This window comes from Bordetella tumulicola (assembly GCF_965138755.1).
Classification (GTDB): domain Bacteria; phylum Pseudomonadota; class Gammaproteobacteria; order Burkholderiales; family Burkholderiaceae_B; genus Bordetella_A; species Bordetella_A tumulicola.
Genome location: NZ_CBCSFP010000001.1, coordinates 87392 through 112885, shown reverse-complemented (window position 1 = coordinate 112885; position 25494 = coordinate 87392). Strand labels below are relative to the sequence as shown.

The window sequence follows — 25494 nt, the reverse complement described above, 5'->3', positions numbered from 1 at the left end:
TCAAGAAAGCCAGCGCTTTCTGCGCTTGTAGTGCTTGATGTCACGAAAGCTGCGCGCCTCGCCGCTGCCTCCCACGCCCAGATAGAACTCCCGTACATCTGGGTCCTGAGACAATTTTTCCGCCGTGCCGTCTATCATCACCTTGCCCGTCTCCATGATGTAGCCGTAGTGTGCAATGGCCAGCGCGACCGATGCATTCTGCTCCACCAGCAGCATGGCCGTATCCTGCTCGCGGTTGATGCGTGCGATGATCGTGAAAATGTTTTCAACCAGCATGGGAGAAAGCCCCAGCGACGGCTCATCCAACAACATCAGCCTGGGGCGCGCCAGTAATGCCCTGCCGATCGCCAGCATCTGTTGCTCTCCGCCTGACAGATAGCCCGCCAATCCCTTGCGTCGCTCATGCAGCCGGGGGAAATAATCATAGACCAGGTCGAAATCGGCGCGTGTCGCACGACGGTGTGACAACGCATAGGTTGCCGCCACCAGGTTTTCCTCCACCGTCAGGTCCTCGAATACCCGACGGCCTTCCATGACGTGGCTCATGCCGCTGCGCACCAGTACTTGGGGTGCCATCTGAGCGATATCCTGCCCGTTGAACGCAATCTGACCCTTGACCAGCTCGCCGTTTTCCAGCGACAACAGACGCGAGATAGCCTTGAGCGTCGTCGACTTGCCCGCGCCGTTGCTGCCCAGCAGGGCAACAACCTGTCCGGACGGCACCGATAGTGACAAGCCGCGCAATACCTGGACGACCTTGTTATAGACCACCTCGATATTGTTGATATCGAGAACAGGCTGGCCGACCGGTGCTTGTTCCATTGCGTTGAACATGGCTATCGCTTAATCCAGCACAATCCAGTCGGACGCCGGCACCATCTTGCGCTGGCTATAGTCCGCCCGGTAAATGCGGCCCACCGGTACCGAATTGCCCTTGATACTGATAGGTACCCCGATAATGCCGCCGGTATCGAAATCCTGTATGGATTGCAGCCCTGCTTTCATGTTGACCGCAGTCAGTTCCTTGCCGTTGGCCAGCGTGCGTTTAACCGCCTCGGTCAGCAGCATGGCAGCCAGGAAGCCCTGGGTATACGCCGTACTCTGGTATTCGGGGCGCATTTCGCGGATTTTCTTCATCATGGGCGCCTCGCCTTCTTCGTCATAGTAATAACGGAAAGGCATGACGCCCATGAAACCATCGGCGTTCTCGCCCATTTTCATGATGGTGGAGTTGTCCATGGTCCAGAAAGTCCCCATATAACGGGTTTTCAGACCCATTTGGCGACCCTGTCCGACGAACTCCGGGATAGGCGCCAGCACATAACCATGGAATATCGTGAAGTCGGGGTTGGCGCGGCGCAACTTGAGGACTTCTGTGGACACGTCTACGCTGCCCGGCGGCGTCATGATTTCGGTGGCGACAGTCAAGCCCAGGCGCTTGGCCTCCTCACGCGATTCATCAATGGGATCGCGTCCGAACTCGGTATCGGAATAGACAAAAGCGACCTTCGCACCCGGTTTTTCCTTGGCGATGTGGCGCAATAGGATGCCGAACATTTCCGTGTAATCGGGCCCTACCAGGAACTGGGCGGGAAATTTCTCGGGGTCATTGATCTCGGTGGCGAACGAGGCGCCCGTCATGAGGATGTTGCCCAGTCGATTGAGTTCGGGATTGATGGTCTTTGAAAAACCGGTGGAGTCCCCGTAGTACAGATTGACCTTGTTCTGACTGGTAATTTTCTTGAACGCGGCGACCGAGACATCCACTTTGTAGCCAGTGTCTTCGGGTACATAACGTACCTGGCGTCCATCGATGCCGCCTGCTTCGTTCAGAATCTTCACATAATCGCCCATACCCGCATGGATGCCGACGCCGGCAAAGGCAAAAACCCCGCTCATCGGGATCGAGCCACCAATCACGATGTCATCCTTCTGCTGCGCAATCGCCCCGCCGGCAACGGCCAACCCGGCCGCCAGCGACAAGGGAAGAACCAGCCGCCGGACTAGGCTGGACAAAAAGAACGTACGTTTCATGGTTTGTCTCCTGGGGCGATGAACAAGGCCGTGCGCACTCAGGTGCGAAATGGCCATAAGTGAAAAAAACGCCGCGCCCGCCGCCACATTTCGGCTAGCCCTTGCGGTTCGAAAATCAGGAATACGACGATCAACAGACCGAACACGATGGTCCGTACCGGTGAGACGTAACGCAGGGTGTCCCCCTCGATAGGCAATAACCCGATCCCGATACGAAGCACCTCGGGCACCATGGTCATGAAGACCGCGCCCAGTATCGCGCCCAGTATCGACCCCATGCCACCGACAATAATCGCGGCCAAGAAGAAAATAGACAGAATCAGCGGAAAGCTTTCAGGCGTTACCACACGAAAAAAGTAGGCCCACAATCCGCCTGCCACTCCCGCATAGAAGGAGGACAAACCAAAGGAAAGCAGCTTGTAGCGCAACAAGGGGATGCCCAGCACTTCAGCGGAAATATCCCGGTCGCGAATGGCGATGAAAGCCCGCCCTACTCGCGTGCGGAATAAGTTGGCTGCCCCCAGCACCATCAACAGGGTCACCGGCACAATGAGCCAGTAAATTTTGAAAGACGTATCCAGCGCGAAACCGAACAGACTGGGCGGTGGCACGGTCATGCCGCCCGAACCGCCCGTAAACGCCAAATTGCCGAATATGAAATGCGCAATGAAAGACGCCGCGATGGTCACGATAGCCAGATAAAGGCCTTTGACTCGCAGTGATGGAACACCCACAACCACCCCGCCCAGCATGGCTACGAATCCGGCCGCGACCAAATTAAGCAGGAACGGCGTGCCGTAGCGCTGCTCCAGCACGGCCACGGTATACGCGCCCAGGCCCATGAATGCGGCCTGTCCGAGACTGACCAACCCGGTATAGCCGGTCAGGATATTCAGGCCGGTCGCGCTGGCGGCATGAATGGCCACCAGGCAAGCAAGGTAAAGCCAGTAATCATTGGCCAAGAATGGGTACAAGACCAGCGCGAGCAGTAAAACAGCCATCCACACTCGCTGCGTGGATGTGTCGAACAAGGCCTCATCGGCCCCGTAGTTTTGCTTGGCGGTCGCAATACGCATGATCAGAGCCTTTCTATTTCACGGGTGCCGAACAGGCCGTATGGCCTGAGCATCAGGACCGCCACCAGCACGATAAAAGTGACCAGCAACTTGTACTCGCCTCCCAGATAGGCACCGGCCCAGGCCTCAAGCACACCGATCAGCAGCCCGGCCAGCAAGGCGCCCACGACGCTGTCGAGGCCGCCGACAATCACCACCACCAGTACGGAGAGCCCGAAGACCCCCATGGAGGAAGACAGCCCTCCTATGGCACCGACGACGATGCCCGCCACTGCGGCCAATGCGGCGCTGGCCGTCCACGCGAGCGAGAAGACGCGCGGCACATTGATGCCCATGGCGTAGGCCGCCCCCTGGTCGGAAGCGGTGGCGCGCAGGGCAATCCCACCGCGCCAGTATCGGAACACCGCAACAACGATCGCTACCAGCGCGACCGCCACCCAAAAGCCATAGAACACCTTGGACGAGATGAATGCTTCGCCGATAAAGATCGGTTCGGTTGGCAGAAACTCAGGCAATCGACGCTGATCCGCCGTCCAGATCAGTTCGACCAGCCCCACCAAAATGGAGCCCAGTCCGACTGTGACCATGAAGACTGAAATCGGGGACTCGCCCAGCATAGGCCGTATGGCCAAGCGTTCGATCACACCACCCATGACACCGCTGCAAACAATCGCCAACACTACCGCTAGCCATATCGGCCATTGCAGGCCCGCGGCAAAGGCAAAGAAAATATACGCACCCATCATCAGCATTTCGCCAATGGCCAGGTTCACCACCTTGGTGGCTTTGTATACGATGACAAAAGCCAAACCGGCCAGCGCGTACAGGCCGCCGCTGCCTATACCGGCCAGGGTGACTTCAAAGAGGAAAAGCCAGTCGATCATACGGCCTCGTCTTGCGGCTGCCCGCGCAAGCGGCGGCGTAAATCGGACACATCACTATCACCCAGATAAGCGCGAATTACCTCGGGATCGGCCTGCACTTGCCCGGGCGTACCATCGGCAATCACCTGCCCGAAATTAAGCACCACCACGTGATCGGACAAATCCATGACCAGACCCATGTCATGCTCGACCATCAACACGGTCACGCCCCACTCGTTGCGAACGTCCAGGATGAATCGCGCCATATCCTCGGTTTCTTCGCGATTCATGCCGGCAACCGGCTCGTCCAGCATCAATACTTCGGGTTGCATTGCCAAGGCGCGTGCCATTTCCACCCGCTTTTGCAAACCATAGGGCAAAGCCGCCACCGACGCATGGCGAATATGGTCGATCTCAAGGAAATCGATAATGCGTTCTTCAATATCGGCGCGCAAAGCCATTTCTTCGCGCTTGGCCGTGCCTAGGTAAAACAGGCCTTGGAACACATTGGTTTTCAGGTGGCAATGCCTGCCAAGCTTGATGTTGTCCAGCACGGACATGCCGCGGAACAAGGCAATATTCTGGAAGCTGCGAGCCAATCCGAGCTTGGCCCGTTGCGGGGCCGGTAGCCGAGAAATATCGCGGCCCTTGAATGTGACGGCCCCTTGGCTGGGGCGGTAAAAACCGGAAATCGTGTTGAACAGCGAGGTCTTACCTGCCCCGTTGGGGCCTATGACAGTGGTAATAGAACCAGGCGCGACGCTGAAATCGACACCGCTCAGCGCTTTGACACCGCCAAAGGCGAGCGTCAGCCCCTCTACCTGCAAGATAGGGTTGCCAGCCGCCACAATTGTCTCCGTTTTTGTACAGGGAAGATCCCGCCGCCCTGCTATTTTTTACCGCCGGGCACCCGCAAGGCTATCCTATGCTTTCTACCAAGCAAGCGCTTGATTGAATGCTGCAGCAGTACTGCCACGTTGCCAATATCGTATTTACCCTGATACCGACGCATTGCGGGATTAGCCAGTTGTCGGCCGCGTACTAGGCCATGGCCCAACCTGCCAGCGCGGCCAGCAGCACCACCAGCACGGGTGGCGTGCGTCCCACCGTCAACAGTCCGAACAAGACTAACGCCAGCCCGAAATTGGCCTTGTCGTGGATGGCGCTCGTCCATACCGGGTCGTACAGCGCCGACAACAGAATGCCGACCACGCCGGCATTGATGCCTGCCATGGCGGTCTGAATCCCCTCTCGGTGACGCAGCCACTCCCAGAACGGCAATGCAGCGACCAGTATCAGCACCGCGGGCAGGAAAATCGTGCCCAGCAGAACCAAACCACCCGCCCAGCCATGGAGCGGGTTGTTGGCGATCGCGCCCAGATAGGCGGCGAACGTGAACAGCGGCCCCGGTACGGCTTGCGCGGCGCCGTAGCCGGCCAGAAAATCGGCGTTGCTCACGGTGCCAGGCGGCACGACCGCTTCCTGCAATAGCGGCAACACGACATGGCCGCCGCCAAAGACTAGCGCGCCAGAACGATAAACCCCTTCTAGCAAGGCAACCGACGATGAACCCGTGGCCGACGCCCAGAGCGGCAGCCCGATAAGCAGGACGACGAACAACAACAGCGCGACGACCCCGAGCTTGCGTGAGACGGGGTAACGATGGGCGTGCCCGCCAGCGGGTTGAGTGCCCTTTTTCAGCATCCACCAACCCAGTAGTCCGGCCACCGCGATGGCGGCCACTTGCCCTGCCGTTGACGGTAGGATCAGGGTCAATACCGCAGCCAAAATCGCGAGACAGGCACGGGGACGATCCGGGCACAACGACTTGGCCATTCCCCAGACAGCCTGTGCCACGATGGCCACGGCCACGACCTTCAGTCCGTTCACCCAGCCATATTCGGCCAGATCCTGGTACTGGGCGATGCCAAAGGCAAACAGGATCAGGGCGATCGCCGACGGCAAGGTAAAACCCGTCCAGGCCGCCAGCAGTCCCGGCCAGCCCGCGCGACCCAAGCCCAACGCCATGCCGACCTGACTGCTGGCCGGCCCGGGCAAAAACTGGCACAGGGCAACCAGGTCGGAATAACTCCGATCATCCAGCCACTGGCGGCGCTCCACGAATTCCGATCGGAAGTAGCCCAAATGGGCGATCGGGCCACCAAACGAAGTCAGCCCCAGTCGCAGGAACACCAGAAAGACACGCCAGGCGCTGTCACGATGTTGTCCGTCGGTTCTTAACATATTTGATAATTTATTGATATTTGGTAGATGCGTGATGGCTGGGGTACGTCTTGGGCGAGTCTCGGGTAAAGATAAAGGCCCCCAAGCTTAAAAGACAAACATTCTGACTGAGTAAAATTACAAATTAGCGCGGACAGTCCTCAGGCTCAGCCAGGGACATTCGCGGGCCGTTTCGCCTCCCGGTCGTTTATAAGTAAAGTGACTCCCTGGCCGGCTCCGCCCGCCAGATCTATAGCACACCGTCTTGGGCAATCCCACTTTCACATGCGCTTCAGCCTACGCCAGATAGAAGTTTTCAGAGCAGTCATGTTGACCGGTTCGATCAAAGGCGCATCGAGCTTGCTTTTCACATCCCAGCCGGCGCTCAGCCGGATCGTTGCCCATACCGAACTGACGCTCGGACTCAAGCTGTTCAATCGGGTCAAGGGCAAGCTCGTTCCCACGCCAGACGCTGAAGCCCTGTTCCAGGAAGTCGACCAGTGCTATCAGCACTTGCTTCGAATCGACGATTTTGCGCGCGGACTGGCAAGCGGGCCGTCGGGGATGCTCAATCTCGCCTGCAGCCCGGCATTGAGCCGAGGCGTCATCGCCAGCGCCATCACACGTTTTATCAAGCGCTATCCCAACATTCAGGTGAACTACCACCTGACGATGCTCAACAGCATGGCTCAGGACGTCATCAGTAACAAAGTCGACCTGGCCATTTCCGTCCTGCCGATTGACCATCCCAATCTGAAAGTCATGCCCTTCATGGAGGGATGCATGGTCTGCGTGGTCCCGAGGGGACATGCGCTCGCTCGGAAAAAGAGCGTCGATATCGCTGACATCGCCCAGTATCCTCTCATCGCCCATCACCCGGGTATTCCGTTTGGACAGCTCGTCGCCACGGCGATCAAACAGGCCGGCGTGGACCACCGGGCTTCTGTGTACATCCATCAGACCGACACTGCATGCGCCCTGGTGCGCGCGGGCGCCGGCGTGGCGATCATTGATCAATTTACCGCTGAAAGCATGGGATGGCCCGATGTGCAGGTCGTGCCTCTCACCGATCCCATCCCCCTCTTCCCAAGCATCGTGCGATCGGCGTTCGATACGGGAAAGAGCCACGCGGACAAATTTATTGATGTGCTGACCAAGGAGTGATGAACCTGACGGCATACCCTGCTTAGATTTAAGCACTCGCCCAAATCCGCCCGAATCCTTAGGATTTCATGTTGCGCGAATGGCTCTGCCTCGCAACAAATGAAATCCAGGAGACGGCAATGAAGTTGGGACTAATCGGCGTAGGTAACATCGGCCAGCATTTCGCGAATCGCTTGCTGGCCGCCGGGCACGAGTTGGTGGTGCACGACAAATCAGCGGCCGCGCAACAGCGTAGTGTGGATCGCGGGGCCACCGGCGCGGACAGCGTAACGGCTTTAGCCAGCGAGGTGTCCATCGTGCTGATATGCCTGCCCATGCCAGCCATCGTCGCTGACGTATGTCGCGAAATCGCCCAGGTCAAAGGAGTCAAGATTGTGCTCGACCTGTCGACGACGGGACCGTCTGTCACCCAAGACATCGACGCCGTGCTCTCCGCCCAGGGTATCCCGCTGATCGGCGCACCGGTCAGCGGCGGCACCGTGGCGGCTGAAAAAGGGACACTGGCCGTGATGGCCGCCGGCCCGAAAACCACGTTCGACGAAGTCGAGCCTATCCTGAAAGTGCTGGGCAAAAACGTGTTCTACCTGGGTGCGGACCCCAGTCTGGGACAGACCACCAAAATCATCAACAACACGCTCTATGCCACGAGCATGATCGCCAGTTGCGAAGCGCTCGTTTACGGCGTCAAGGCAGGACTCGATCCACAAACGCTTCTGGATGTGATCAACGTATCCAGCGGCCGATCTTTTGCGACGCTGGAGCGCATCCCGCAATGCGTCCTTGACCGCAGTTTTCCGGTGCGTTTTACGACGGCGTTGCTGCATAAAGACGTCAAGATGTGCATTGACGAGGCCGAGAAACTCGGTGTCCCCATGTCTGTCAATCCGGCGGCCCGGCAGTTCCTCGCGTTTGCGATTTCACAGGGCGATGGAGATCGGGACAACGTGTTCCCCATTCGGCACATTGAGCAATGGGCGGGGGTCGAGTTCGGTAAAAAGCCTTGACACGAATTCTTAAATACCCAGAGATCAAGACCCAGATGAAACGTCGTTTATTCGCTCTTCTGTGCACGCGCCCGATGATGGCTTGGGGGTTTATCTCGAAACATCTGTCCGGATTACCGCAGTAGCGACACTGCGCACCCGCATCATGACTCACCGTTGAATTCAACCATCAGGAGCACTACATCATGGCAGTCCAGATTCGCAAAAAACTATTGAACATCGAGTCCATCTATCACGAAAACGGCCCCGTTCGCGAGACGCCGATCGTGATGGCATCTATCGCGATCGTTCTCAAGAATCCCTACGCGGGCAGATATGTCGAGGACCTTTCCCAGCTCGTGGAAGACTCGAAAGTCTTGGCCAAGGAAATCGTGCCCGAGCTCCTCGCGGCCGTGGGTGGCGCTGACAAGGTCCAGGCCTATGGCAAGGGCGCCATCGTGGGCCTGAACGGCGAGCTCGAACACGGCGCAATCTGGCACGAAGCGGGCGGCTGGTCCATGCGCGCCGAGTTGCCTCAGGCGAAATCGATTGTGCCTGCCGCCAAGGTCGTTGCCACCGCAGGCACGCGCCTGCAGATTCCGTTGCATCACATCGAAGCCTGCTATGTGCGCAGCCACTTCACCACCATGGACGTGGGGGCCATCGACAGCCCCCGCCCTGACGAGCTGTTATATGCGTTGGTCGTCTCCACAGGGACGCGCGTTCATGAACGGCTTGGCGGACTGCGGGCTGACCAACTCACGGTCGGCGACGGTCAACGCTAAATCCTGGCCACTGGGCGTCGGTCATACCGCCGACGCGCATAGACATCAGGCGATCACCTCAAGCGATATCGCCAATGATTTTTTGAAAATAAAACGTCGCAGGTATAGCCCTTTACGAACTATGCCGGATCGACTCGGAGACAAATATGATTAAATTTTTCACTATGACGGCAGCGGCCGTCCTCAGCCTGGGAATCTCTGCCTCATCGGGTGCGGCGACCTGGCCGGAGCGCCCTGTCACACTCGTGGTCCCCCTATCACCCGGCGGTAGTACGGATGCCACGGCACGCTTGATCGCCCAAGGTCTGTCAAAAGAGCTGGGCCAACCCGTCATTGTTGAGAACCGCGCCGGCGCGGGCGGCAACATCGGCGCCGACTATGTCTCGAATGCGAAACCGGACGGCTACACATTCCTGTTGTCGACCTCGACATTGACCACGAACGTGACCTTGTACGCACCGAATATGCCGCTGGACGTACAGAAAGACTTGACGCCTGTGTCACGGGTCTCGCTGATTCCGAACGTGTTGATGGTCAACAACGACGTTCCGGCAAAAACGCTCCAGGAATTCATCGCCTATGCCAAGAAAAACAAAAACGCGGTGAACTACGGCTCAGCTGGCACGGGAACATCGCAGCATTTATCCGGCTCGCTGCTTAACCAAATGGCAGGAACCGAAATGACGCATGTGCCGTACAAAGGCGGCGCGCCTGCGAATGCCGATCTGCTGGCGGGCCAGATCCAGGCGGTCTTTTCTCCTATGGTGGAAGTCCTCCCGTTTATAGATAGCGGAAAGCTACGCCCGCTCGCCGTCACGACACCCGAACGGTCACCCAGATTGCCCGACGTCCCCGCGGTCGCCGAGACCCTCCCCGGCTACGAAATCGTTCTCTGGAATGGCGTGTGGGCCCCCGCCGGTACGCCCAAACCTATTGTCGACCGGATGAACAAGGCCATCAATGCCGTGCTTACCACGGACGAAGTACAAAAGACGTTCAACGCACAAGGCTCCGCCGCGGCCGGCAACACACCTGAGGAGTTCGCAACACTCGTTGATGCCGAAATCAAGAAATGGGGAGAACTCGTAAAATTGTCTGGCGCAAAAGTCAACTGATCGACGGCAGGAGAAAATCATCGTTTGACTGCTCCCTTCCCTAAAGGGAAAGGGATTCCCACTTCACAGAACCGAGCCATTGCGCATCAACACTCATGCACTCAGGTCTTACCGTTTCTCCATGGGCTAACACCGCCAGCCCGGCGGCTAATAGGTTATGCGCCGCGTTGATGTCGCGGTCGTGGTCTGTGCAGCAAGCCGAACAAGTCCAACGTCGCACGCTCAACGGCAGCTTCGGTGACACATATCCGCAAGCGTGGCAACGCTTGCTGGAGGGGTACCAGCGATCCACGCGCACCAACTTACGTCCTGCCCAACGCGCTTTGTACTCAAGCTGTCTCACGAACTCCGCCCACCCGGCATCGCCGATGGATTTGGAAAGACAGCGGTTTTCCCGCATGTTGGACACAGACAAGCTTTCTACGGCGATCACTTGGTTCTCGTGGATCAACCGGGTGGAGAGCTGGTGCAGGAAATCCCTGCGGATGTCTGCGATCTTGGCATGCAGACGTGCGAGCCAGCGTGATCGCTTGCTCGGGCGTGGGATAGAACCGGAATCGGTAGGCACGTTTGGTTTGCATGCCCGAAAGTCTATCCACACCAAACCAAATCACTGGATAGTCATCCAGACAACAGCTCAAATCAGACCAATCCTGCAGCCTTACGGCGGCGCCCCTTTCCTCCCCGGCATGGATGCCGAGGTTTCTCGGAGCAATGGATGAAACCCGTATTACTCGTTCTGGTCTTTTTGTCCGAAGAGCATCGTGCACTCGTTGGCGAGCAATTCGACATGATCTATGCACCCAATGCCCATCTGGGCAAGGACCGAACCAACGGTGAAGCACAGATCAACGCGCGCGGCCACGAAATCAAGGTCGTGCTCACGAATGGCACAAACGGCCTGCTCGCCAGTGAAATAGATCGTCTTCCCGTGCTGGAATTAATCTGCACGGTAGGCGTGGGATACGAGAACGTGGCGATCGAGGCCGCGCGCGCCCGCGGTATTGCGGTCGCCAACGCGGCGGGCACCAATGATGATTGTGTGGCCGACCATACGATGATGCTTCTCCTGGCCGCGATACGGCGCCTGCCGTTTCTTAATACGGGCGTCAGGCATGGCCTGTGGCGCGACGACATCCCACGCCCCCCTCACGTGTCGTACCGCCGACTGGGCATCCTCGGGTTGGGCGCCATCGGCAGAAAGGTGGCGCATCGGGCCCTCGGCTTTCACATGACCATCGGCTATCACAACCGGCAGCGCCGCGACGATGTCGATTACGAGTATTTTGAGGATCTTGAAAGCCTCGCGCGCTGGTGCGACTTCCTCATCGTTGCAGCCCCCGGCGGCAAAGAAACCTATCACATCATTAACGAGAAGATCATCGATTGCATTGGCCCACAGGGTGTGCTCGTGAATATCGCCCGAGGCACGCTCGTCGACCTCGACGCCGTTTCGCGTGCCCTGCGAGAGGGGCGCCTGATGGCCGCCGCGCTAGACGTGTACGAGAACGAGCCCACTCCCCCTGCTCCCCTTCTCGACTTGGACAATGCAGTGTTGACCCCCCACATCGCGGGGATTTCACCGCAGGCGATTGACGCCTCCGTGCGGAAATTTCTGGAAAATGCGGCGTGCTTTTATGCGGGTAAGCCGTTGGTCACGCCCGTCTGACAGAGGGTGTATAACAGCTATCAAAACCGCCGGTCCCGCAAACTAACGCGTTTTGAATCGGTGTGACATACTCCCATCGCATTCAGATATACCCCTGTCTGAAATTCATGGTTCCCCCCGCCCCGCCAACACTTTAGAGTGGCGAAAGCACCGCCATCAGAGCGATGCCGTAATAAAGGACGGAGACAGAATGAAAATGAGCAAAACCCGCAGGCGGTTTGCCGCTACGCTAGCATTGCTGGGGCTGTTGGGCACCGTCAACTTTGCCCACGGACAGGGAAACACGATTCGGCTGTTTGTCATCGTCGCGCCAGGGGGCAGCGCCGACGCCATGGCCCGCATCGTTGGCGAAAAGCTGGGGCCACGGCTGAAAACCACCGTTGTGGTGGAAAACAAGCCAGGCGCCGGCGGAAATTTGGCCACTCAGACAGTGGCTCGCGCCGAACCTGACGGTACATCGTTATTGCTCACTGCTAACAACCACACGATCAATCCCACCCTCTTCGCCGACGCAGGCTACGAGCTAAAGGATCTGGCTCCGATCGCCGAACTGATGCGCGGACCGTCTGTGGTCGTGGTGCCGATCAATTCTCCCTACAACTCGTTCGAGGATCTTTTGGCTGATGCCCGCAAACACCCGGGTACGATCACGTATGGCAGCGCAGGCGTAGGCACGCCCTCGCACATGGCAGGCGAACTACTGGCACAAGCGGCGGGAATAAAACTGGTCCATGCGCCGTACCGGGGGTCCGGCCCGTCATTGAACGACGTTGCTGGCGGCCAGATCCCCGTCGTCATTTCATCGTTAGTAGCCGCCACGCCGTTGATCCAGGCCAAGCGAGTGCGCCCATTGGCCGTCACATCGCTAAAGAGGTGGCCCGGGCAGGATTCCATCCCCGCCGCATCAGAATTCGGCATGCCAAATTACGAGCATATGACTTGGCTGGGCCTGTTCGCGCCTAGCGGAACACCTCCGGAAAAAGTCCGCGAGCTCAGCGACGCTACCATGGCGGTACTGCAAGACCCGGCGATCAAGAGCAAGGTTGCCGCGCTGGGCGGTCAGGTCGGCGACATGAGCGCCGATGCTTTCGCCCAATTTATAGACGCCGACTATGAGACGGCGCGCAAACTGGTCACGAGCGTCAACATGCAGGTGAACTGACGCCATGGAGCTGAAGCATTGCGCTGAAGAACGTATGTCGCGATTTACGGGGGATTAATGAACGCCGAAATGCTTGATGGTCGATTGCCGTTGCGCGGTGTACGCGTCCTGGAGCTTTCGCAGATCATGGCGGGCCCGATTTGCGGGCTGATGCTGGCAGACCTGGGGGCGGACGTCATCAAGATCGAGAAATTCCCTGCCGGCGACGACGCACGCGCGTTCAACAACTCAGGGGCCCCTGGGGAGATGCCCGCGTCATTCCAGATGATCAATCGCGGCAAGAAGTCCGTGGCATTGGATATCCGCACGGATGCGGGGCGCCAAGCGCTATTACGCATGGTCAGGAAGACGGATGTGCTGACCGAAAATTTCCGGCCCGGTACCTTGCAACGATTGGGGCTGGGACCCGACGTACTGATGCGCGAGAACCCGGCACTCATCTGCGTATCGGTCAGCGGCTATGGCGCCAAGGGCGATCTGCAATCACGCGGCGGCTTTGATCTGGTTCTGCAGGCGTTCAGCGGTCTGATCAGCGTAACCGGAGAACCTGGACGCGGTGGCGTCAAACCAGGCGTTCCCATCGCGGATATCAATGCGGGGGTATTGGCCACATTGGGTGTTTTGGCCGCCTATATCCATCGACTGCGAAGCGGTAAAGGCCAGTGGGTACAGACCTCGTTACTGCAGGCATCGGTCCAACAACTCTATTGGTATGCGGCGTTATTTTTTTCGTCTGGCCAGTTGCCCGAACGGCTCGGTACGGCGCATCCCATCATCGCACCCTACCAAACCTATCAGTGCGCCGATGGCGAACTGGCACTGGGCGGTGGTAATGACTCGATCTGGAAACGCATCGTGCAGATTGTTGGCAAACCCGAATGGGAGATCGATCCGAGTTTTCGCAGTCCGAAAGACCGACTGGACAACCGAGAAAAACTGGCGGCATGCTTGAACGCCGTCTTGGTCAAGCGCACCCGGGCCGAATGGGAGCGTGACTTCCTCGCGGCCGGCGTTCCCTGTGGTCCGGTACAAACCGTGGACGAAGCATTGCTCCATCCTCAAACCCGCTCGCTCGATATGGTGATTGACGTCGCCGACGCCAATGGCGGTAATGCCAGGGCCATCGGCCTGCCTATACTGTTTGACGGAAGCAACCACCCTGCCCGCTCGGCTGCACCACGTTTGGGGCAAGACACCCAGACCGTGCTGCGTGAATTGGGCTTTAGCGGCGATGAAATCACTGCGTTAAAGAACGCCGGTGCCAGTTGGGACGGTCTAGAAGATCATCCGCAGGCACCTGGCACGGTCGAACACACCACTTAGTACCTATCGTCTGATCAAGGCTTGTGGCCACCCGGCCATCGGCCATTTTTCAGCATGTCGTGCAGCAGATCGCTCAATACGCCGCGCAGTGCCAGCAGCGCGGGCTCTTGAGGGGCCTCTATCGCGGTACATAATGCCAACACGCGTTGCAGTCGTGGCGTAATCAGGCGGGTGGGCAGCGTAGACTGCGAAGCCTGATCCGGCAACGCGGACAATGGCAACACCGTCGCGCCGACCCCAGACCGCGCCAAACGCAGCATGGTCAACGGATTCGAACATTCCACGACCACATTCAGCGTCAGGCCCGCCGCGTAGCACGCCCTATCCAGAACAGCCCGCACATTATTGGGCTGTGCAGCCAGAATCAAGGGCACGCCATCCAGCGCCGTCAAAGGGAAATCGCCTTCAGCAGGTGCCGGAACGCCAATAGCGTAAAAATCTTCTTTGATCATGGCCTGGGCATCCACGCCACGCGGCACATCTTCGGCAAATAACAGCGCCACATCAATGCGATGATTAAGCAACTGCTCGGCCAGATAGGAACTGGGATATTCGATCACCCGCAACAAAACATGGGGACAGCGCTTCGTCAACGCTTCAAACAGCTCCGTGGCCAGGGTCTGCGCAACGCTGACCGGCAAACCCAACGTCACCTTGCCACGAATCTCAACGCCAATGCCACCGCCAATATCGCGCATGCCTTCGATCTGCTGCAACACCGCCCGAGCCCGTCGATACAGTTGCATCCCGTGCTCTGTCGGCTCCGCACCACGCGAGCTACGGCTAAGCAACTGACAGCCAAGCTCTTCCTCCAGACGCGCGATCTGCGAGCTCAACGCCGACTGCGCAACGTGGACGGCTTCCGCAGCACGCGACAGGCTGCCTAATTCCACGGTCTTGACGAAATAGCGCAGTTGGCGCAGTTCCATAGCCAGGTCGTTTAAGCTCGACTACGACACGGTTTGAATAACTTCAAACCCCTCAAACTCTGGATGGCCAAGATAGAGTGAACGCGTGCCGCCGCCCGCATTGCGGTGCGCGGCCCGAAATGCCTCGGACTTTGTCCAGTCCTCGAATGCCGCCTGACTCGACCAGACTGTGTGGCTCGAAAACAGGACATGATCGTCTTTCTGGGGACCTCTGAGCAGATGGAACTCAACAAAGCCGGGGACTTCCTTCAAATGCGTATCGCGGTTCTTCCAAAGTTCTTCGAATTCACTCTCGGATCCCAGGGCGACCTTGAATCGGTTCATAGCGATGTACATGGCTGAATCCTCTCTGCTCTCTGCAAATGATGTCCCATTGTAGTGGGCCAGTGGCCCCCTGCGTCGAGACGCCTGCACCCTCCCCTAGTCACTCATGTCACCATCGTGAAAACTGGGTCACCTGTCGCGCGAATTCCGGCTTTAGCCCTGGGCCAGCAACCAATCGGTCAAGACATCGACCGCCAGCATAAAATCGTCGATATCCATCGCCTCGTGCGGATTGTGGCTGCCATGGTGGTTGCGCACGAAAAGCAGCCCCATTGGCACCCCCGCCTCGTGAAAAACCGCCGCGTCATGGGAGGCAGGGCTAGCCAGGGGCATGGAGGCGATCCCGCGCGAGCGCGCCAGATCGGTCAGCGCGGCCTGAATGTCTGACGCGGCCGTCGCCACTGGCGCCTGCGTTTGGCGTCCCAGTTCGAACCGTACGCCGCACTCGTCCTGCAGCGTGGCAACGATGCCCAGCACGTCCTCGTGCAGGCGCGCCACGTCCGCCGCGTCGTACGCTCGCACATCCAGGCTGAAGCAAACCTCGCCCGCGACCTTGGTCATTGCGTCATTGGCTGCGTCGGTATGCAGGCGACCGACGGTAAAGGCCATATCCTTGCCTGCGTCCTCCCAGCGTTGCCACAGGGCATCCAGTTGTGCCACGAAGCGCGCAGCCGCCACCAGCGCATCCCGGCGAAAGCGGCGTGGCAGGCCCACGTGGGCGGTCTCGCCCGTCACCGTGATCTCCGGATAACGGAAATTTCCAGGAATGCTCGTGCCGATACCCAGGGGCACACCGGCCTCGACTAAACTGGGGGCCTGCTCGATATGTACCTCCATGAAAGCCCGAATTCGGCCGGGATCCAGGAATGGCTGCCCGGCCAGCAAAACGTCGGGATCACCGCCGCACTGTCGTATATGCTCGGCCAGCGTCGCCTGCGTATCGACGCGCCGGCATTGCAACGCCTCGGGCGACAAGCGACCCAGGGCGGCGCGGCTGCCGATGTACGAGGTCTGGAACCACGCGCTTTCTTCGGCACGCACCCCCATAACCGTGATGTCGCCGCGCGGCGATATCCCGTGCCGCCGCAACATGGACAGCGCGGCCAGGCCTGCCACCACGCCCGCGGCACCATCGAAATTGCCCCCCTGCGCCACCGAATCCAGATGCGAGCCGATCATGATCGCCGGCGCCTCGCTATCGCGGCCCGGCAGCGTCATGTAGCTGTTCAGCGCGGCATCCTCGGTTACGCGCAATCCCAGTGCCGTTGCCTCCTCTCGTAGGAAGGTGTGAGCGAACTGCTCGCCTTCACCATATGAAGGGCGCGTGATACCGGCAACGGGATCGGCCGTATTGCTGGCCATCACGCTGAACCAACGAACGACCTGTTCGCGCGCCGCCGAGCGTGTAGACGGTTCAATGGCGACCCGGCGATCACTTGACATCGATACCCGCATCCTTGATGACCTTGCCCCACTTCGCGGTTTCCTTCTCCGCATAATCGGCCATGGCCTGCGGCGGGCCGCCCATCACTTCGTCCATGCCCATCTTCAGCAGTTGGTCCCGAATGGCGGGGTCTTCGAGCAGATCGTTGAACATCTTGGTCAGGACCTGGACGACCTCGGGCGGCGTTCCCGGCGGCGCAACGATACCGCCCCAGGCCACTCCCTCGAAGCCCGGCAACTTGTTCTCGGCAACCGTAGGCAGATCCGGAAAATTGGGGGACCGCTCCAGGCTAGTCACCGCCAGAGCCCGCAGCTTGCCCGAGCGAATATGCGGGCTAATGCTGGTGGTGTTGTCGAACAGCGCATCGACGGTCCCTGCGATAACGTCGGTGGTGGCCTGCGGGCTGCCGCGATACGGTACGTGCAACAGTTCCACGCCCGACGAGCTGGCCAGAAGCTCGCCGGTAAGATGGCCCGACGTGCCCGCGCCCGGCGAGGCAAACGTCACTTTGCCAGGATTGTTTTTGGCATAGGCCAGGAACTCGTCCAGCGTTTTGACCGGCAGAGACGGATTCACCGCCAGCACGTTAGCCACCTTCAAGACGTACGCGACCGGCACCAAAGCCTGTGGATCGTAGGGCAACTCCTTGAAAGCGCTGCGGTTGATAGCCAAGGTGACGTTATTGGCATAGCCGACGGTATAGCCGTCCGGCTTGGCGCGATAGACGGCACTGATACCGGGAATACCTGATCCGCCGGGCCGATTGTCGACGACGAAGCTTTGTTGATAGCGCTCCTGTGCCTTTTGCGCCAGGAAACGGATGAGCGTATCGGGTGTTCCGCCAGCGGCGGACGGCACGACAATGGTGATGGGCCGCTCCGGAAAGGCGGCCTGCGCCGATACGGGAGCGAGGATGAAGGCGACGCCGCAGAGGGCGACTCGGCGCAACACGCGCTGCAGGAGAGGCTGAGCCATAAGTTTTCCCTTGGATAGTTATTGTGACGATTTGGCCGACTCATCGACCGTAAACAAAAAGAATCAACCGATTCGCTTTAAGATACTACACAACATTTGTTTCCAACTGAAGAGCCGACATGAAACCCGATCGACAATTCCAGCCGCCCCGCGTGGCATTCGCCGCCTTCAATACCGAATCCGTGAGCTTTCTGCCCGTGGCCTCTACGCTGCAGGACTTCGAGCAAGTGGCTTTGCGCGGGAACGCCATCATCGAACAGCTACGCGGCACCAACACGGTGGCCGGCGGTGTCATCGACGTCTGCGAATCGCGCGCGGTCGAAATCGTGCCCATCGTCCACACCCTGCTGGGCGCGCTGGGTCCGGCGACAGACGAAGCGGTCGAGTTTTATACCGGGGAAATCTGCTCGGCGCTGGCAGCGCAGGCCGGCGAACTGGACGGCGTACTGCTGTACCTGCACGGGGCCTGCGTGGCGGCGTCCTATCCCGACGTCGAGCGCCACATCATCGAGCGCGCCCGCCAAAGCGTGGGGCCGAATCTGCCCATCGTCGTGGCGCTGGACTATCACGGCAATGTCGATGCCGACACGTTTGCCGATGCCACGGCCGCCTTCGCGTACCACAAGTCACCGCACATCGACATGGGCGATACGGGGCGCCGCGCCGCGCTCTGCCTGACGCGCACGATCGCGGGCGAGATCCACCACAGTCTGGCGGTGGTCAAGCCGGGCGTGCTGGTGCCCAGCATCTTCAGCGCCACCAATCTGGAGCCGCTGGCCAGTTTGATTGCCGAGGCTCGCGCAAAAGAAGCCGCCAGCGAACGCTACTTGGACATCTCCGTCATGGCGGGCTTCTCGTATGCCGATGCCTACAACACAGGTTTTTCTGTGCTGTGCGTCCTGGACGGGCCGCTCTCCGAGGCACAAGACATCGCACAGACACTGGCAGACGACATTCGCGCGCAACGCCATGCACTGTACCGGCCTTTTGACGTGTTCACCGTCTCGCAGGCCATCGATCGCGTGGCCGCGGGCCTGCCGGGCGCATCGCGGCCATACGTGCTGCTGGAGCACGCCGATCGCATGAACGACTCTACCTATGTCCTAGCGGCGGTGCTGGAGCGCCGCATGCAAAAGGTCGCCGTGCCCTTTCTGTTGGATCCCGCCGCTGCCCAGGCGGCCTACGAGGCCGGGGTGGGCGCCACGATCACCGTGCGCCTGGGCGCGCACAGTTCGCCGCAGGCGGGCCCACCCCTGACGGTCACGGCCACAGTCGAACGAGCTGGTCCCATCTCATACCGGGTCACGGGCAATTATCAACGCGGCATGCCGGTGGATCTGGGCATGACGGCCCTGCTACGTATCGACGGTGTTTCGATCAGCGTGGTCAGCCGCTTCGCCTTCGCCGTGGACGGCGACCCGTTCTATCTGTTCGGCCAACGTCCCGAGGACTTCGACGTGATCGTGCTCCGCTCGAAGACACATTTCCGTGATTTCTACGAGCCCGTTGCGCAAGAGATCCTCATTGTGGACACGCCCGATCATGGCCCTGCCGATCTGACGCTGCTGGACTACCGTCAACTCGACCGGCGGGGCGTCTATCCCTTCGATGATGCGGACGTAGTTTAAGCGCAAGCCTGCTGGCGCTTTTACCGGCGTCGGGCAGGCACGTACGCGCCCATGCTATGCAACTGCCCCTCGGCCGCCTCGAGGGCCTTGACCGCCCCCTTGCCCTCGCGCGCCAGCAGTTGTTCGACCAGCGCCTCGACGGCGGCAACGCCGGCCGTGATAGACGGAAAAAACGATGGGCTGTCCACTGAGAAAAGCACCGTGCAGTCAGCCTGCAACGCAAGCGGGGAAACCGAACTGTCGGTCAGCGCCACCACACGGCATCCCGCGGCGCGGGCAGCCTCGACGACTCTCAACACCTCTTGCGAGTAAGGCGCGAAACTGATGGCTAGCACGGCGTCCTGTCGATCGAAGGCGCGCAGCTCCATCTCCAGCGCGCCGGCATCGCCTCGCACCAGATGGACTGACTTGCGAAACAGCCGATATAGATAATGGAAGGAAAATGCCACCGGAAAGCACGCCCGAAAGCCCGCCACATGCACATTCTGCGCGTCGCCGAGCATCTCGGCCGCATTTGCCAGACCCTCCAGCGCCTCAACGCGCAGGGTTTCCAGGTTCTGGTGCTGGGCCTGGACCATATCGTCCAGCAGACGGGACGAGCCTCGCTTACGCACGACCGTCTCGGCACGCGATGCATAGGGCTGGTGAGCGCCACGAAAGTCATCCACGAACAACGCGCGCAATGACTGCCAGCCGTCAAAGCCCAGATGCTGGGCCAGCCTGACCAGCGTAGCCGGCTGCACCTTTGCACGCCCTGCGATCGTTCGCATCGACGAAATGGGCACCTCTTGCGGATGATCCATCAGGTAACGCACGCTCTGCTGATACTGAGCGCTCAACTCGGAGAAATGCGCGCGGCAATGCGCCTGGAAATCAGCCAGCGTATGGAAAGCGGAAGAAGTGGAATTCGATGGCATTGGAAAAACAGGTGAAACGATCTTGCAACGATTGTTGCATACAACGGCGATGGCTATCGACTCAATCCCGCCCGAAGTGCTTCCAATTGCAGAGCTTTAAAAGCGGATCGACTATACAAGTCCAGCACGGACCGGACGTATTTGCGTGTCTCGGGATAATCGGACAATGCCGCGTTTCGGGAAACGGCGCTCGGGCCCGCGTTATAGGCGGCCAGCGCCAATGACAGATCGCCCTCGAAGCGTCGCATCATCCGCGCCAGATACCGGGTACCCGCGTCGATATTATTCATAGGGATCAATAGGTCACGTCTTGGGTTGGCGAAACCAAGCTCCACGCCTGTCGTAGGCATGATCTGCATCAGGCCGATGGCCCCTTTGGAGGACACGGCCAGAGGCTTGTAGTTCGACTCGACCTTGATGACGGCATGGAGCAAGTCGGGATCCATGCTGTAACGTAGAGCGGCCTGTTGGACCATGATGTCGTAGACCTGCGCGGGGTCATATATCTCGTGGGATTGCACTGCTTGCATACTGGACGTCCGGGTCATCCTGGATACCATGGATGTCTCGGATACTTTCGATGCTTTCGATGTCTTAGACATCTTGGACATCTTCGATGCCTGGACGGTCTTGGGCACGGGATGGGACAACACGAGTTCACCGTCGTGGATGTTGATCTCGGCGACGACTTGTCCGTTTTCGATGATGAGCATGCTCGAAGCGCCCGCGGGCTGTTTCTTTCCCGGGGCCTTGGTCCCTGCGGCCTGAGCCGCCATCATGGGCGCCATGGCCAGCAGGGTCGCGCAAAAGGCGACCCGCCTGACCGCATCACGCCACGAATTCCTTTTCAACCGCACCCTCCGTCCACATTGTAAGGCAAGCCTCGCGCGAAGCATTATGCCCCAGCGGGTTGTGGACAGAGAGAGTAAGACAGCAATGTGACAGGAATTTGATCGAAGAGCGAGTTCAAACTTTTTATCGCGCTACGTCCATTCACACTTCAAAATCCCCGGCAACGACCGGTTCCTTAGATCCCGGTAGCCATACCCAGACAGGCTTCATTTGTTTTTTCATGATCGGTGCCTTCTGCGCACGCGCTTTGGTACTTCCGCGATGCGCTCGATTAGGAGCGGATCGCTTTCTTCCAGACCGGATACAGCGTCAAGGTCTGAAAGCACGTTCAGCCCCCACAGTACTCTGGCCACAGCGCCGATTGCAGAGCCAGGAGCGCCCTTTTCGATTGCAACAAGCGTCGATAGGCCAATGCCCACCTGTTCAGCCAGATCAGTTTGCGTTACTCCCGTCATGCGTCGTGAGCGAGTATCATTTTTACTTCTATGCCCGCTAAGCTACCAACGGTAGTCCACTGGGCCGACCCACTTTTGGAGACAACATGCCGATCAAGACGATTTACGTGCCAGCGGGTGGCGGCTTTGGCAACGTTGTGGTGGGCACCAGCGAACCCAAAGCGCCCACCAAGGGCGAAATCACCGTGCGTATCCGGGCCAGTTCGCTCAATTATCACGACATGGGCGTGGTCAGCGGCGCGATGGCCCCCAGTGAGCAGCGTATCCCCATGTCGGACGGTGCCGGCGAAGTCATTGCCGTGGGCGAAGGCGTCGATGAATTCGCGGTCGGTGATCATGTGGTCAGCACTTTCTTTCCCGACTGGTTGGACGGCGAGCCGCAACGTGCCGGATTTGGGCGCACGCCAGGCGACGGCATCGATGGTTTCGCGCGCGAACAGGTCACCCTGCCTGCCACCGCGTTCACGCACGCCCCGCAGGACTATAGCCATGCGGAGGCGGCTACCTTGACGACGGCTGGCCTGACGGCTTGGCGTGCCTTATTCGAGAACGGTCAGTTGAAATCGGGCGACACCGTGCTGGTGCAAGGCACGGGCGGCGTCTCTATCTTTGCGTTGCAGTTAGCCAAGCTTGCCGGCGCGCAAGTCATTGCCACCTCTTCCAGCGATGAAAAGCTGGATAAATTAAAGGCATTGGGCGCCGACGCCGTGATCAATTACCGCAATGACCCCGACTGGGGAAAGACCGTTCGCGGCCTGACCCAGGGCCGTGGCGTCGATCATGTCATCGAGGTGGGCGGCCCAGCGACGTTGGCCCAGTCCATTATCGCTAGCCGGGTGGGCGGTCATATTGCCGTTATAGGGGTACTAAGCGGCGTCACGAGCCAACTGCCGCTCGGGCAGGCGCTCGCCCGACAGGTCAGACTGCACGCATTCATTGTCGGTAGCCGTCGCCACCAACAGGATTTTGTCCGCGCCATTAATACCACCAAGCTACGGCCGATCATCGACCGCCACTTTCAGTTGGACGAGATCGTCGCGGCGTTCCAGTACGAAGCCAGCGGGCAGCATTTCGGCAAAATCGTGCTCGATATCTAGAGCTTGGATCACTCAAAGTCACCCTCGCCCAACTGAATAGTCCCTTCGGTGGGCACCGATCGGAGACGACGCGCAGCGTCTTGCACGGCACCCGCACCGCGTTCAAACGCTCGCAATAGCTCTGGCGCGGTGTCATCGGCCGCCCCGAAGTGCTGACGCAGTACGTCTCCTGAAATCTCGAAAGATCGCACCACACCAGAAATTTCCATATTGAAAACGATCGCGTCGTCTTGGACGCTAGCGTCGGTCGATTTTGTAAATTTCATGGCCAATAGTCCTAAACAAGCCTATCTCGTTCGACAGAGGTCTGGCAAAAGGCTACCGAGCAGCAAATCGTGTGCCACGCACAACTGATCAATCGAAAAAAGGGGCGGGGCTCCCGGTCGAGAGCCCCGCCCTGCCCTCATCACGTCATGGCGTCACAATGTTGAACCAGAACTCAAAGTCGTCAAGCGACCCGAACACATCGTTCAGCTTCGACTGGTCGCCGGTCAGCTTGACGTCGCCTTTGGCCATCGCGTCCTTCAATGTGGTCTGCTTTAGCATAATGTTGTTCAGTGTTTCGCGGGTCAGCGAAAGACTGGCGTCCGCTTCCTTAGCCTGCTTGCCTTCTGTGTGATTCAACACGCTGTTGTTCATCTCCAGCATGTACTTCTGGTTGGTGTCGGTGAAATCCACATTCAGGACCACATGCTTGCCCGCTGCCTTCTCGCGGTTCAGGCGCACCGCAAAGTAATCAAACAGCATGTCCAGCGTCATGGCTCGAACCGTATCTGGACTGGCAGTATCCGGTACTGGCAGTTTCTTCACGCCTTCACGCAATTCCTTCGCGCCAGTCAGATAGAAGTTGCGCCACGGTCCGCTTTCGGCCTGATACCCCATCTGCTCCAGCGCATCGGCCTGCAAATCGCGAGCGGCCTGGTTTTTGGGGTCGGCAAACACGGCGTAATTGACAACCTCTGCCACCCAGCGGTAATCGCCCTTGGCGTAGTATTCGCGCGCCTTTTTCAACAAGGCGTCTGTACCACCCATCATTTCCACGTAGCGCTTAGCGCCCTCTTCAATGGGCAACGTGTGCAACGTGGCCGGATTGCCATTGAACCACCCCAAGTAGAGTACGTAAGTCGCACGCACATTGTGATTTACCGAGCCGTAGTACCCACGGTTCGAAAACTTGGTGGCGATCGTCTCGGGCAGTTTGATCTGCTCCGCGATTTCCTCTTTGTTGTAGCCCATGTTGGCCAAGCGCAGCGTTTCGTCGTTGATGTAGCGATACATATCGCGCTGCAGGCTCAACTGTTCGTCGACTTCCTTGTTTCCCCATACGGGCCAATGGTGCATGGCGTACATCACCTGAACGTCATCGCCCCACAGAGCGAGAGCTTCGTTCAGGTACTTCGACCATGCGAGAGGGTCGCGGATCTTTGCGCCGCGCAGCGAATAGGTGTTGTGCAGCGTGTGCGTGGAGTCTTCTGCCGTATTGAGCGCTTTCTTTTCCTTGATGTAATACAGCATCTCGGCGGGCGCTTCGCTGCCGGGCGCGTAGAGGAACTCGTATGTCAGGCCGTCGATGACGTGCGTTTCGCCGGTTTTCTGAATGATGTCTGTCGGGGCAATCAGAGTGACCGTCCCCGCCGACGTGGTGGTGCCCAGGCCGGCACCGACCTGGCCCGTGGGGCCAGGCGGCAACAAGTTGCCATACATATAGCTTGCGCGCCGGCTCATAGCCGTCCCAGCCATGACATTCTCGGCCACAGCGTGTTCCAGAAAGCCCAAAGGCGCGTAGATCTTGACCTTGCCGGCTTTCACGTCGGCCTCGTCCACGACCCCGCGTACACCGCCGTAATGGTCAACGTGACTATGCGTGTAGATCACGGCCACGACGGGCTTCTTGGGACGGTGCTGGTAATACAAATCCAGCGCCGCCTTGGCAGTTTCCGTGGAAATGAGGGGATCCATGATCGTCAGGCCTTCCTTGCCTTCGACGATCGTCATGTTTGACAGATCCTGATTGCGTACCTGATAAATGCCGTCGGTGACTTCGAACAAACCCGATATGTTCAGCAACTGCGACTGGCGCCACAAGCTCGGATTGACGGTATCAGGGGCCTGCGAACCTTCCTTGATAAAGTTGTACTTGGTTGGATCCCACACCAGGTTGCCCTGAGCCCCCTTGATCATGGTTTGTGGCAGCGGCGCGATAAAACCTTTGTGGGCCAGCTCGAATGAGGTCTTGTCCGAAAAAGGCAGTGCTTTCAAGAGCGCGGCGTTGGCCTCCTTGGTCGCGGCCTCGGCAGGCTTGGACGTTTCCGCGGCCCATGTCTGATTCGACGCGACTAGCGTGAACATGGCTAGCGCCAATGGTGCTAGCCGCGCGCGCAGTGGCGGCGTCGCGACGTAGTGTTCCGGATTTTGACGGGATTTCACACGATAATCGGATTTCATCATGGCTAACTCTCCATAGGGTGAAACGATG

24 protein-coding genes and 1 pseudogene are annotated in these 25494 nt (G+C 59.1%); 9 read left to right on the top strand and 16 right to left on the bottom strand.

Annotation, left to right across the window (positions count from 1 at the left end):
* The 6 genes from ACNAZS_RS00550 to chrA all read right to left on the bottom strand — a co-directional run bounded on the left by ACNAZS_RS00550 (nucleotide 1) and on the right by chrA (nucleotide 6217).
* The gene (locus tag ACNAZS_RS00550) at nucleotides 1–834 is read right to left on the bottom strand and encodes an ABC transporter ATP-binding protein (protein WP_415785087.1); all 834 of its coding nucleotides are present in this window, start codon (nucleotides 832–834) and stop codon (nucleotides 1–3) included.
* Between the two features lie 9 nt (nucleotides 835–843).
* Complete coding sequence (locus ACNAZS_RS00545; RefSeq protein ID WP_415785085.1) at nucleotides 844–2034, bottom strand: ABC transporter substrate-binding protein; 1191 nt, start codon at nucleotides 2032–2034, stop codon at nucleotides 844–846.
* Between the two features lie 38 nt (nucleotides 2035–2072).
* Nucleotides 2073–3110, bottom strand: coding sequence for a branched-chain amino acid ABC transporter permease (locus ACNAZS_RS00540; protein WP_415785083.1), 1038 nt, complete (start codon nucleotides 3108–3110; stop codon nucleotides 2073–2075).
* A gap of 2 nt (nucleotides 3111–3112) precedes the next feature.
* Nucleotides 3113–3991 carry a branched-chain amino acid ABC transporter permease gene (locus tag ACNAZS_RS00535; protein WP_415786987.1) on the bottom strand — a complete coding sequence of 293 codons (879 nt, stop codon included), beginning with the start codon at nucleotides 3989–3991 and terminating at the stop codon, nucleotides 3113–3115.
* On the bottom strand, nucleotides 3991–4821 hold the full coding sequence (locus ACNAZS_RS00530) for an ABC transporter ATP-binding protein (protein WP_415785081.1): 831 nt from the start codon (nucleotides 4819–4821) through the stop codon (nucleotides 3991–3993). The genes ACNAZS_RS00535 and ACNAZS_RS00530 overlap by 1 nt, the downstream gene beginning before the upstream one ends.
* 193 nt (nucleotides 4822–5014) lie before the next feature.
* Nucleotides 5015–6217: a chromate efflux transporter gene (chrA, locus tag ACNAZS_RS00525; protein ID WP_415785079.1), complete on the bottom strand. Its 1203-nt coding sequence runs from the start codon at nucleotides 6215–6217 to the stop codon at nucleotides 5015–5017.
* Nucleotides 6218–6481: 264 nt separating this feature from the next.
* On the opposite strand from chrA, the gene ACNAZS_RS00520 reads away from it, so the two are divergent.
* The 4 genes from ACNAZS_RS00520 (at nucleotide 6482) to ACNAZS_RS00505 (ending at nucleotide 10243) form a co-directional block, all read left to right on the top strand.
* A complete protein-coding gene (locus tag ACNAZS_RS00520; protein ID WP_415785077.1) occupies nucleotides 6482–7360 on the top strand; it encodes a LysR family transcriptional regulator in 879 nt (292 codons plus the stop codon).
* 119 nt (nucleotides 7361–7479) lie between these two features.
* Complete coding sequence (locus ACNAZS_RS00515) at nucleotides 7480–8364, top strand: NAD(P)-dependent oxidoreductase (RefSeq protein ID WP_415785075.1); 885 nt, start codon at nucleotides 7480–7482, stop codon at nucleotides 8362–8364.
* Between the two features lie 182 nt (nucleotides 8365–8546).
* Nucleotides 8547–9128, top strand: a complete 582-nt coding sequence (locus ACNAZS_RS00510) for an amino acid synthesis family protein (RefSeq protein ID WP_415786985.1) — start codon at nucleotides 8547–8549, stop codon at nucleotides 9126–9128.
* Nucleotides 9129–9274: 146 nt separating this feature from the next.
* Entirely contained in the window at nucleotides 9275–10243 is a 969-nt protein-coding gene (locus ACNAZS_RS00505) for a Bug family tripartite tricarboxylate transporter substrate binding protein (protein ID WP_415785073.1), read from the top strand.
* Between the two features lie 40 nt (nucleotides 10244–10283).
* Here ACNAZS_RS00505 and ACNAZS_RS00500 read toward each other — a convergent pair whose 3' ends face one another.
* On the bottom strand, nucleotides 10284–10790 hold the full coding sequence (locus ACNAZS_RS00500) for an RNA-guided endonuclease TnpB family protein (protein ID WP_415786983.1): 507 nt from the start codon (nucleotides 10788–10790) through the stop codon (nucleotides 10284–10286).
* Nucleotides 10780–10824 (bottom strand): annotated as a pseudogene (locus tag ACNAZS_RS00495) (helix-turn-helix domain-containing protein); the annotation flags it as partial. The pseudogene ACNAZS_RS00495 and the gene ACNAZS_RS00500, both read right to left, overlap by 11 nt.
* A 137-nt stretch (nucleotides 10825–10961) precedes the next feature.
* Between ACNAZS_RS00495 and ACNAZS_RS00490 the strand changes: the two are divergent.
* From ACNAZS_RS00490 to ACNAZS_RS00480, 3 genes are all read left to right on the top strand, one after another.
* On the top strand, nucleotides 10962–11912 hold the full coding sequence (locus ACNAZS_RS00490) for a 2-hydroxyacid dehydrogenase (RefSeq protein ID WP_415785071.1): 951 nt from the start codon (nucleotides 10962–10964) through the stop codon (nucleotides 11910–11912).
* A 190-nt stretch (nucleotides 11913–12102) separates the two neighbouring features.
* Nucleotides 12103–13074: a tripartite tricarboxylate transporter substrate binding protein gene (locus ACNAZS_RS00485; protein ID WP_415785069.1), complete on the top strand. Its 972-nt coding sequence runs from the start codon at nucleotides 12103–12105 to the stop codon at nucleotides 13072–13074.
* 57 nt (nucleotides 13075–13131) lie between these two features.
* Nucleotides 13132–14397 (top strand): CaiB/BaiF CoA transferase family protein, encoded by a 1266-nt coding sequence (locus ACNAZS_RS00480; RefSeq protein WP_415785067.1) that lies wholly within the window; start codon nucleotides 13132–13134, stop codon nucleotides 14395–14397.
* A gap of 14 nt (nucleotides 14398–14411) precedes the next feature.
* On the opposite strand, the gene ACNAZS_RS00475 is transcribed toward ACNAZS_RS00480, so the two are convergent.
* The 4 genes from ACNAZS_RS00475 to ACNAZS_RS00460 form a co-directional block, all read right to left on the bottom strand.
* Nucleotides 14412–15326, bottom strand: coding sequence for a LysR substrate-binding domain-containing protein (locus ACNAZS_RS00475; protein ID WP_415785065.1), 915 nt, complete (start codon nucleotides 15324–15326; stop codon nucleotides 14412–14414).
* Between the two features lie 21 nt (nucleotides 15327–15347).
* On the bottom strand, nucleotides 15348–15662 hold the full coding sequence (locus ACNAZS_RS00470; protein ID WP_415785063.1) for an antibiotic biosynthesis monooxygenase family protein: 315 nt from the start codon (nucleotides 15660–15662) through the stop codon (nucleotides 15348–15350).
* 141 nt (nucleotides 15663–15803) lie between these two features.
* The gene (locus ACNAZS_RS00465) at nucleotides 15804–17093 is read right to left on the bottom strand and encodes a hydantoinase/carbamoylase family amidase (protein ID WP_415785061.1); all 1290 of its coding nucleotides are present in this window, start codon (nucleotides 17091–17093) and stop codon (nucleotides 15804–15806) included.
* Nucleotides 17083–18069, bottom strand: a complete 987-nt coding sequence (locus tag ACNAZS_RS00460) for a Bug family tripartite tricarboxylate transporter substrate binding protein (RefSeq protein ID WP_415785059.1) — start codon at nucleotides 18067–18069, stop codon at nucleotides 17083–17085. Before ACNAZS_RS00460 ends, ACNAZS_RS00465 begins: the two co-directional genes overlap by 11 nt.
* Nucleotides 18070–18188: 119 nt before the next feature.
* Here ACNAZS_RS00460 and ACNAZS_RS00455 point away from each other — a divergent pair, with 119 nt between their 5' ends.
* Nucleotides 18189–19697, top strand: coding sequence for a M81 family metallopeptidase (locus ACNAZS_RS00455; protein ID WP_415785057.1), 1509 nt, complete (start codon nucleotides 18189–18191; stop codon nucleotides 19695–19697).
* Nucleotides 19698–19717: 20 nt separating this feature from the next.
* Here ACNAZS_RS00455 and ACNAZS_RS00450 read toward each other — a convergent pair whose 3' ends face one another.
* Together ACNAZS_RS00450 and ACNAZS_RS00445 are read right to left on the bottom strand one after the other, a co-directional pair.
* A complete protein-coding gene (locus tag ACNAZS_RS00450) occupies nucleotides 19718–20614 on the bottom strand; it encodes a MurR/RpiR family transcriptional regulator (protein WP_415785055.1) in 897 nt (298 codons plus the stop codon).
* Nucleotides 20615–20667: 53 nt separating this feature from the next.
* Nucleotides 20668–21465, bottom strand: a complete 798-nt coding sequence (locus ACNAZS_RS00445) for a lytic transglycosylase domain-containing protein (protein ID WP_415785053.1) — start codon at nucleotides 21463–21465, stop codon at nucleotides 20668–20670.
* 548 nt (nucleotides 21466–22013) lie between these two features.
* Between ACNAZS_RS00445 and ACNAZS_RS00440 the strand changes: the two genes are divergently transcribed.
* On the top strand, nucleotides 22014–23018 hold the full coding sequence (locus ACNAZS_RS00440; protein ID WP_415786981.1) for a zinc-dependent alcohol dehydrogenase family protein: 1005 nt from the start codon (nucleotides 22014–22016) through the stop codon (nucleotides 23016–23018).
* An 8-nt stretch (nucleotides 23019–23026) separates the two neighbouring features.
* Here ACNAZS_RS00440 and ACNAZS_RS00435 read toward each other — a convergent pair whose 3' ends face one another.
* Both ACNAZS_RS00435 and ACNAZS_RS00430 read right to left on the bottom strand, forming a co-directional pair.
* On the bottom strand, nucleotides 23027–23284 hold the full coding sequence (locus tag ACNAZS_RS00435) for a DUF1488 family protein (protein WP_415785051.1): 258 nt from the start codon (nucleotides 23282–23284) through the stop codon (nucleotides 23027–23029).
* Between the two features lie 145 nt (nucleotides 23285–23429).
* Entirely contained in the window at nucleotides 23430–25367 is a 1938-nt protein-coding gene (locus ACNAZS_RS00430) for an alkyl/aryl-sulfatase (protein WP_415786979.1), read from the bottom strand.
* Nucleotides 25368–25494 lie beyond the last annotated feature (127 nt).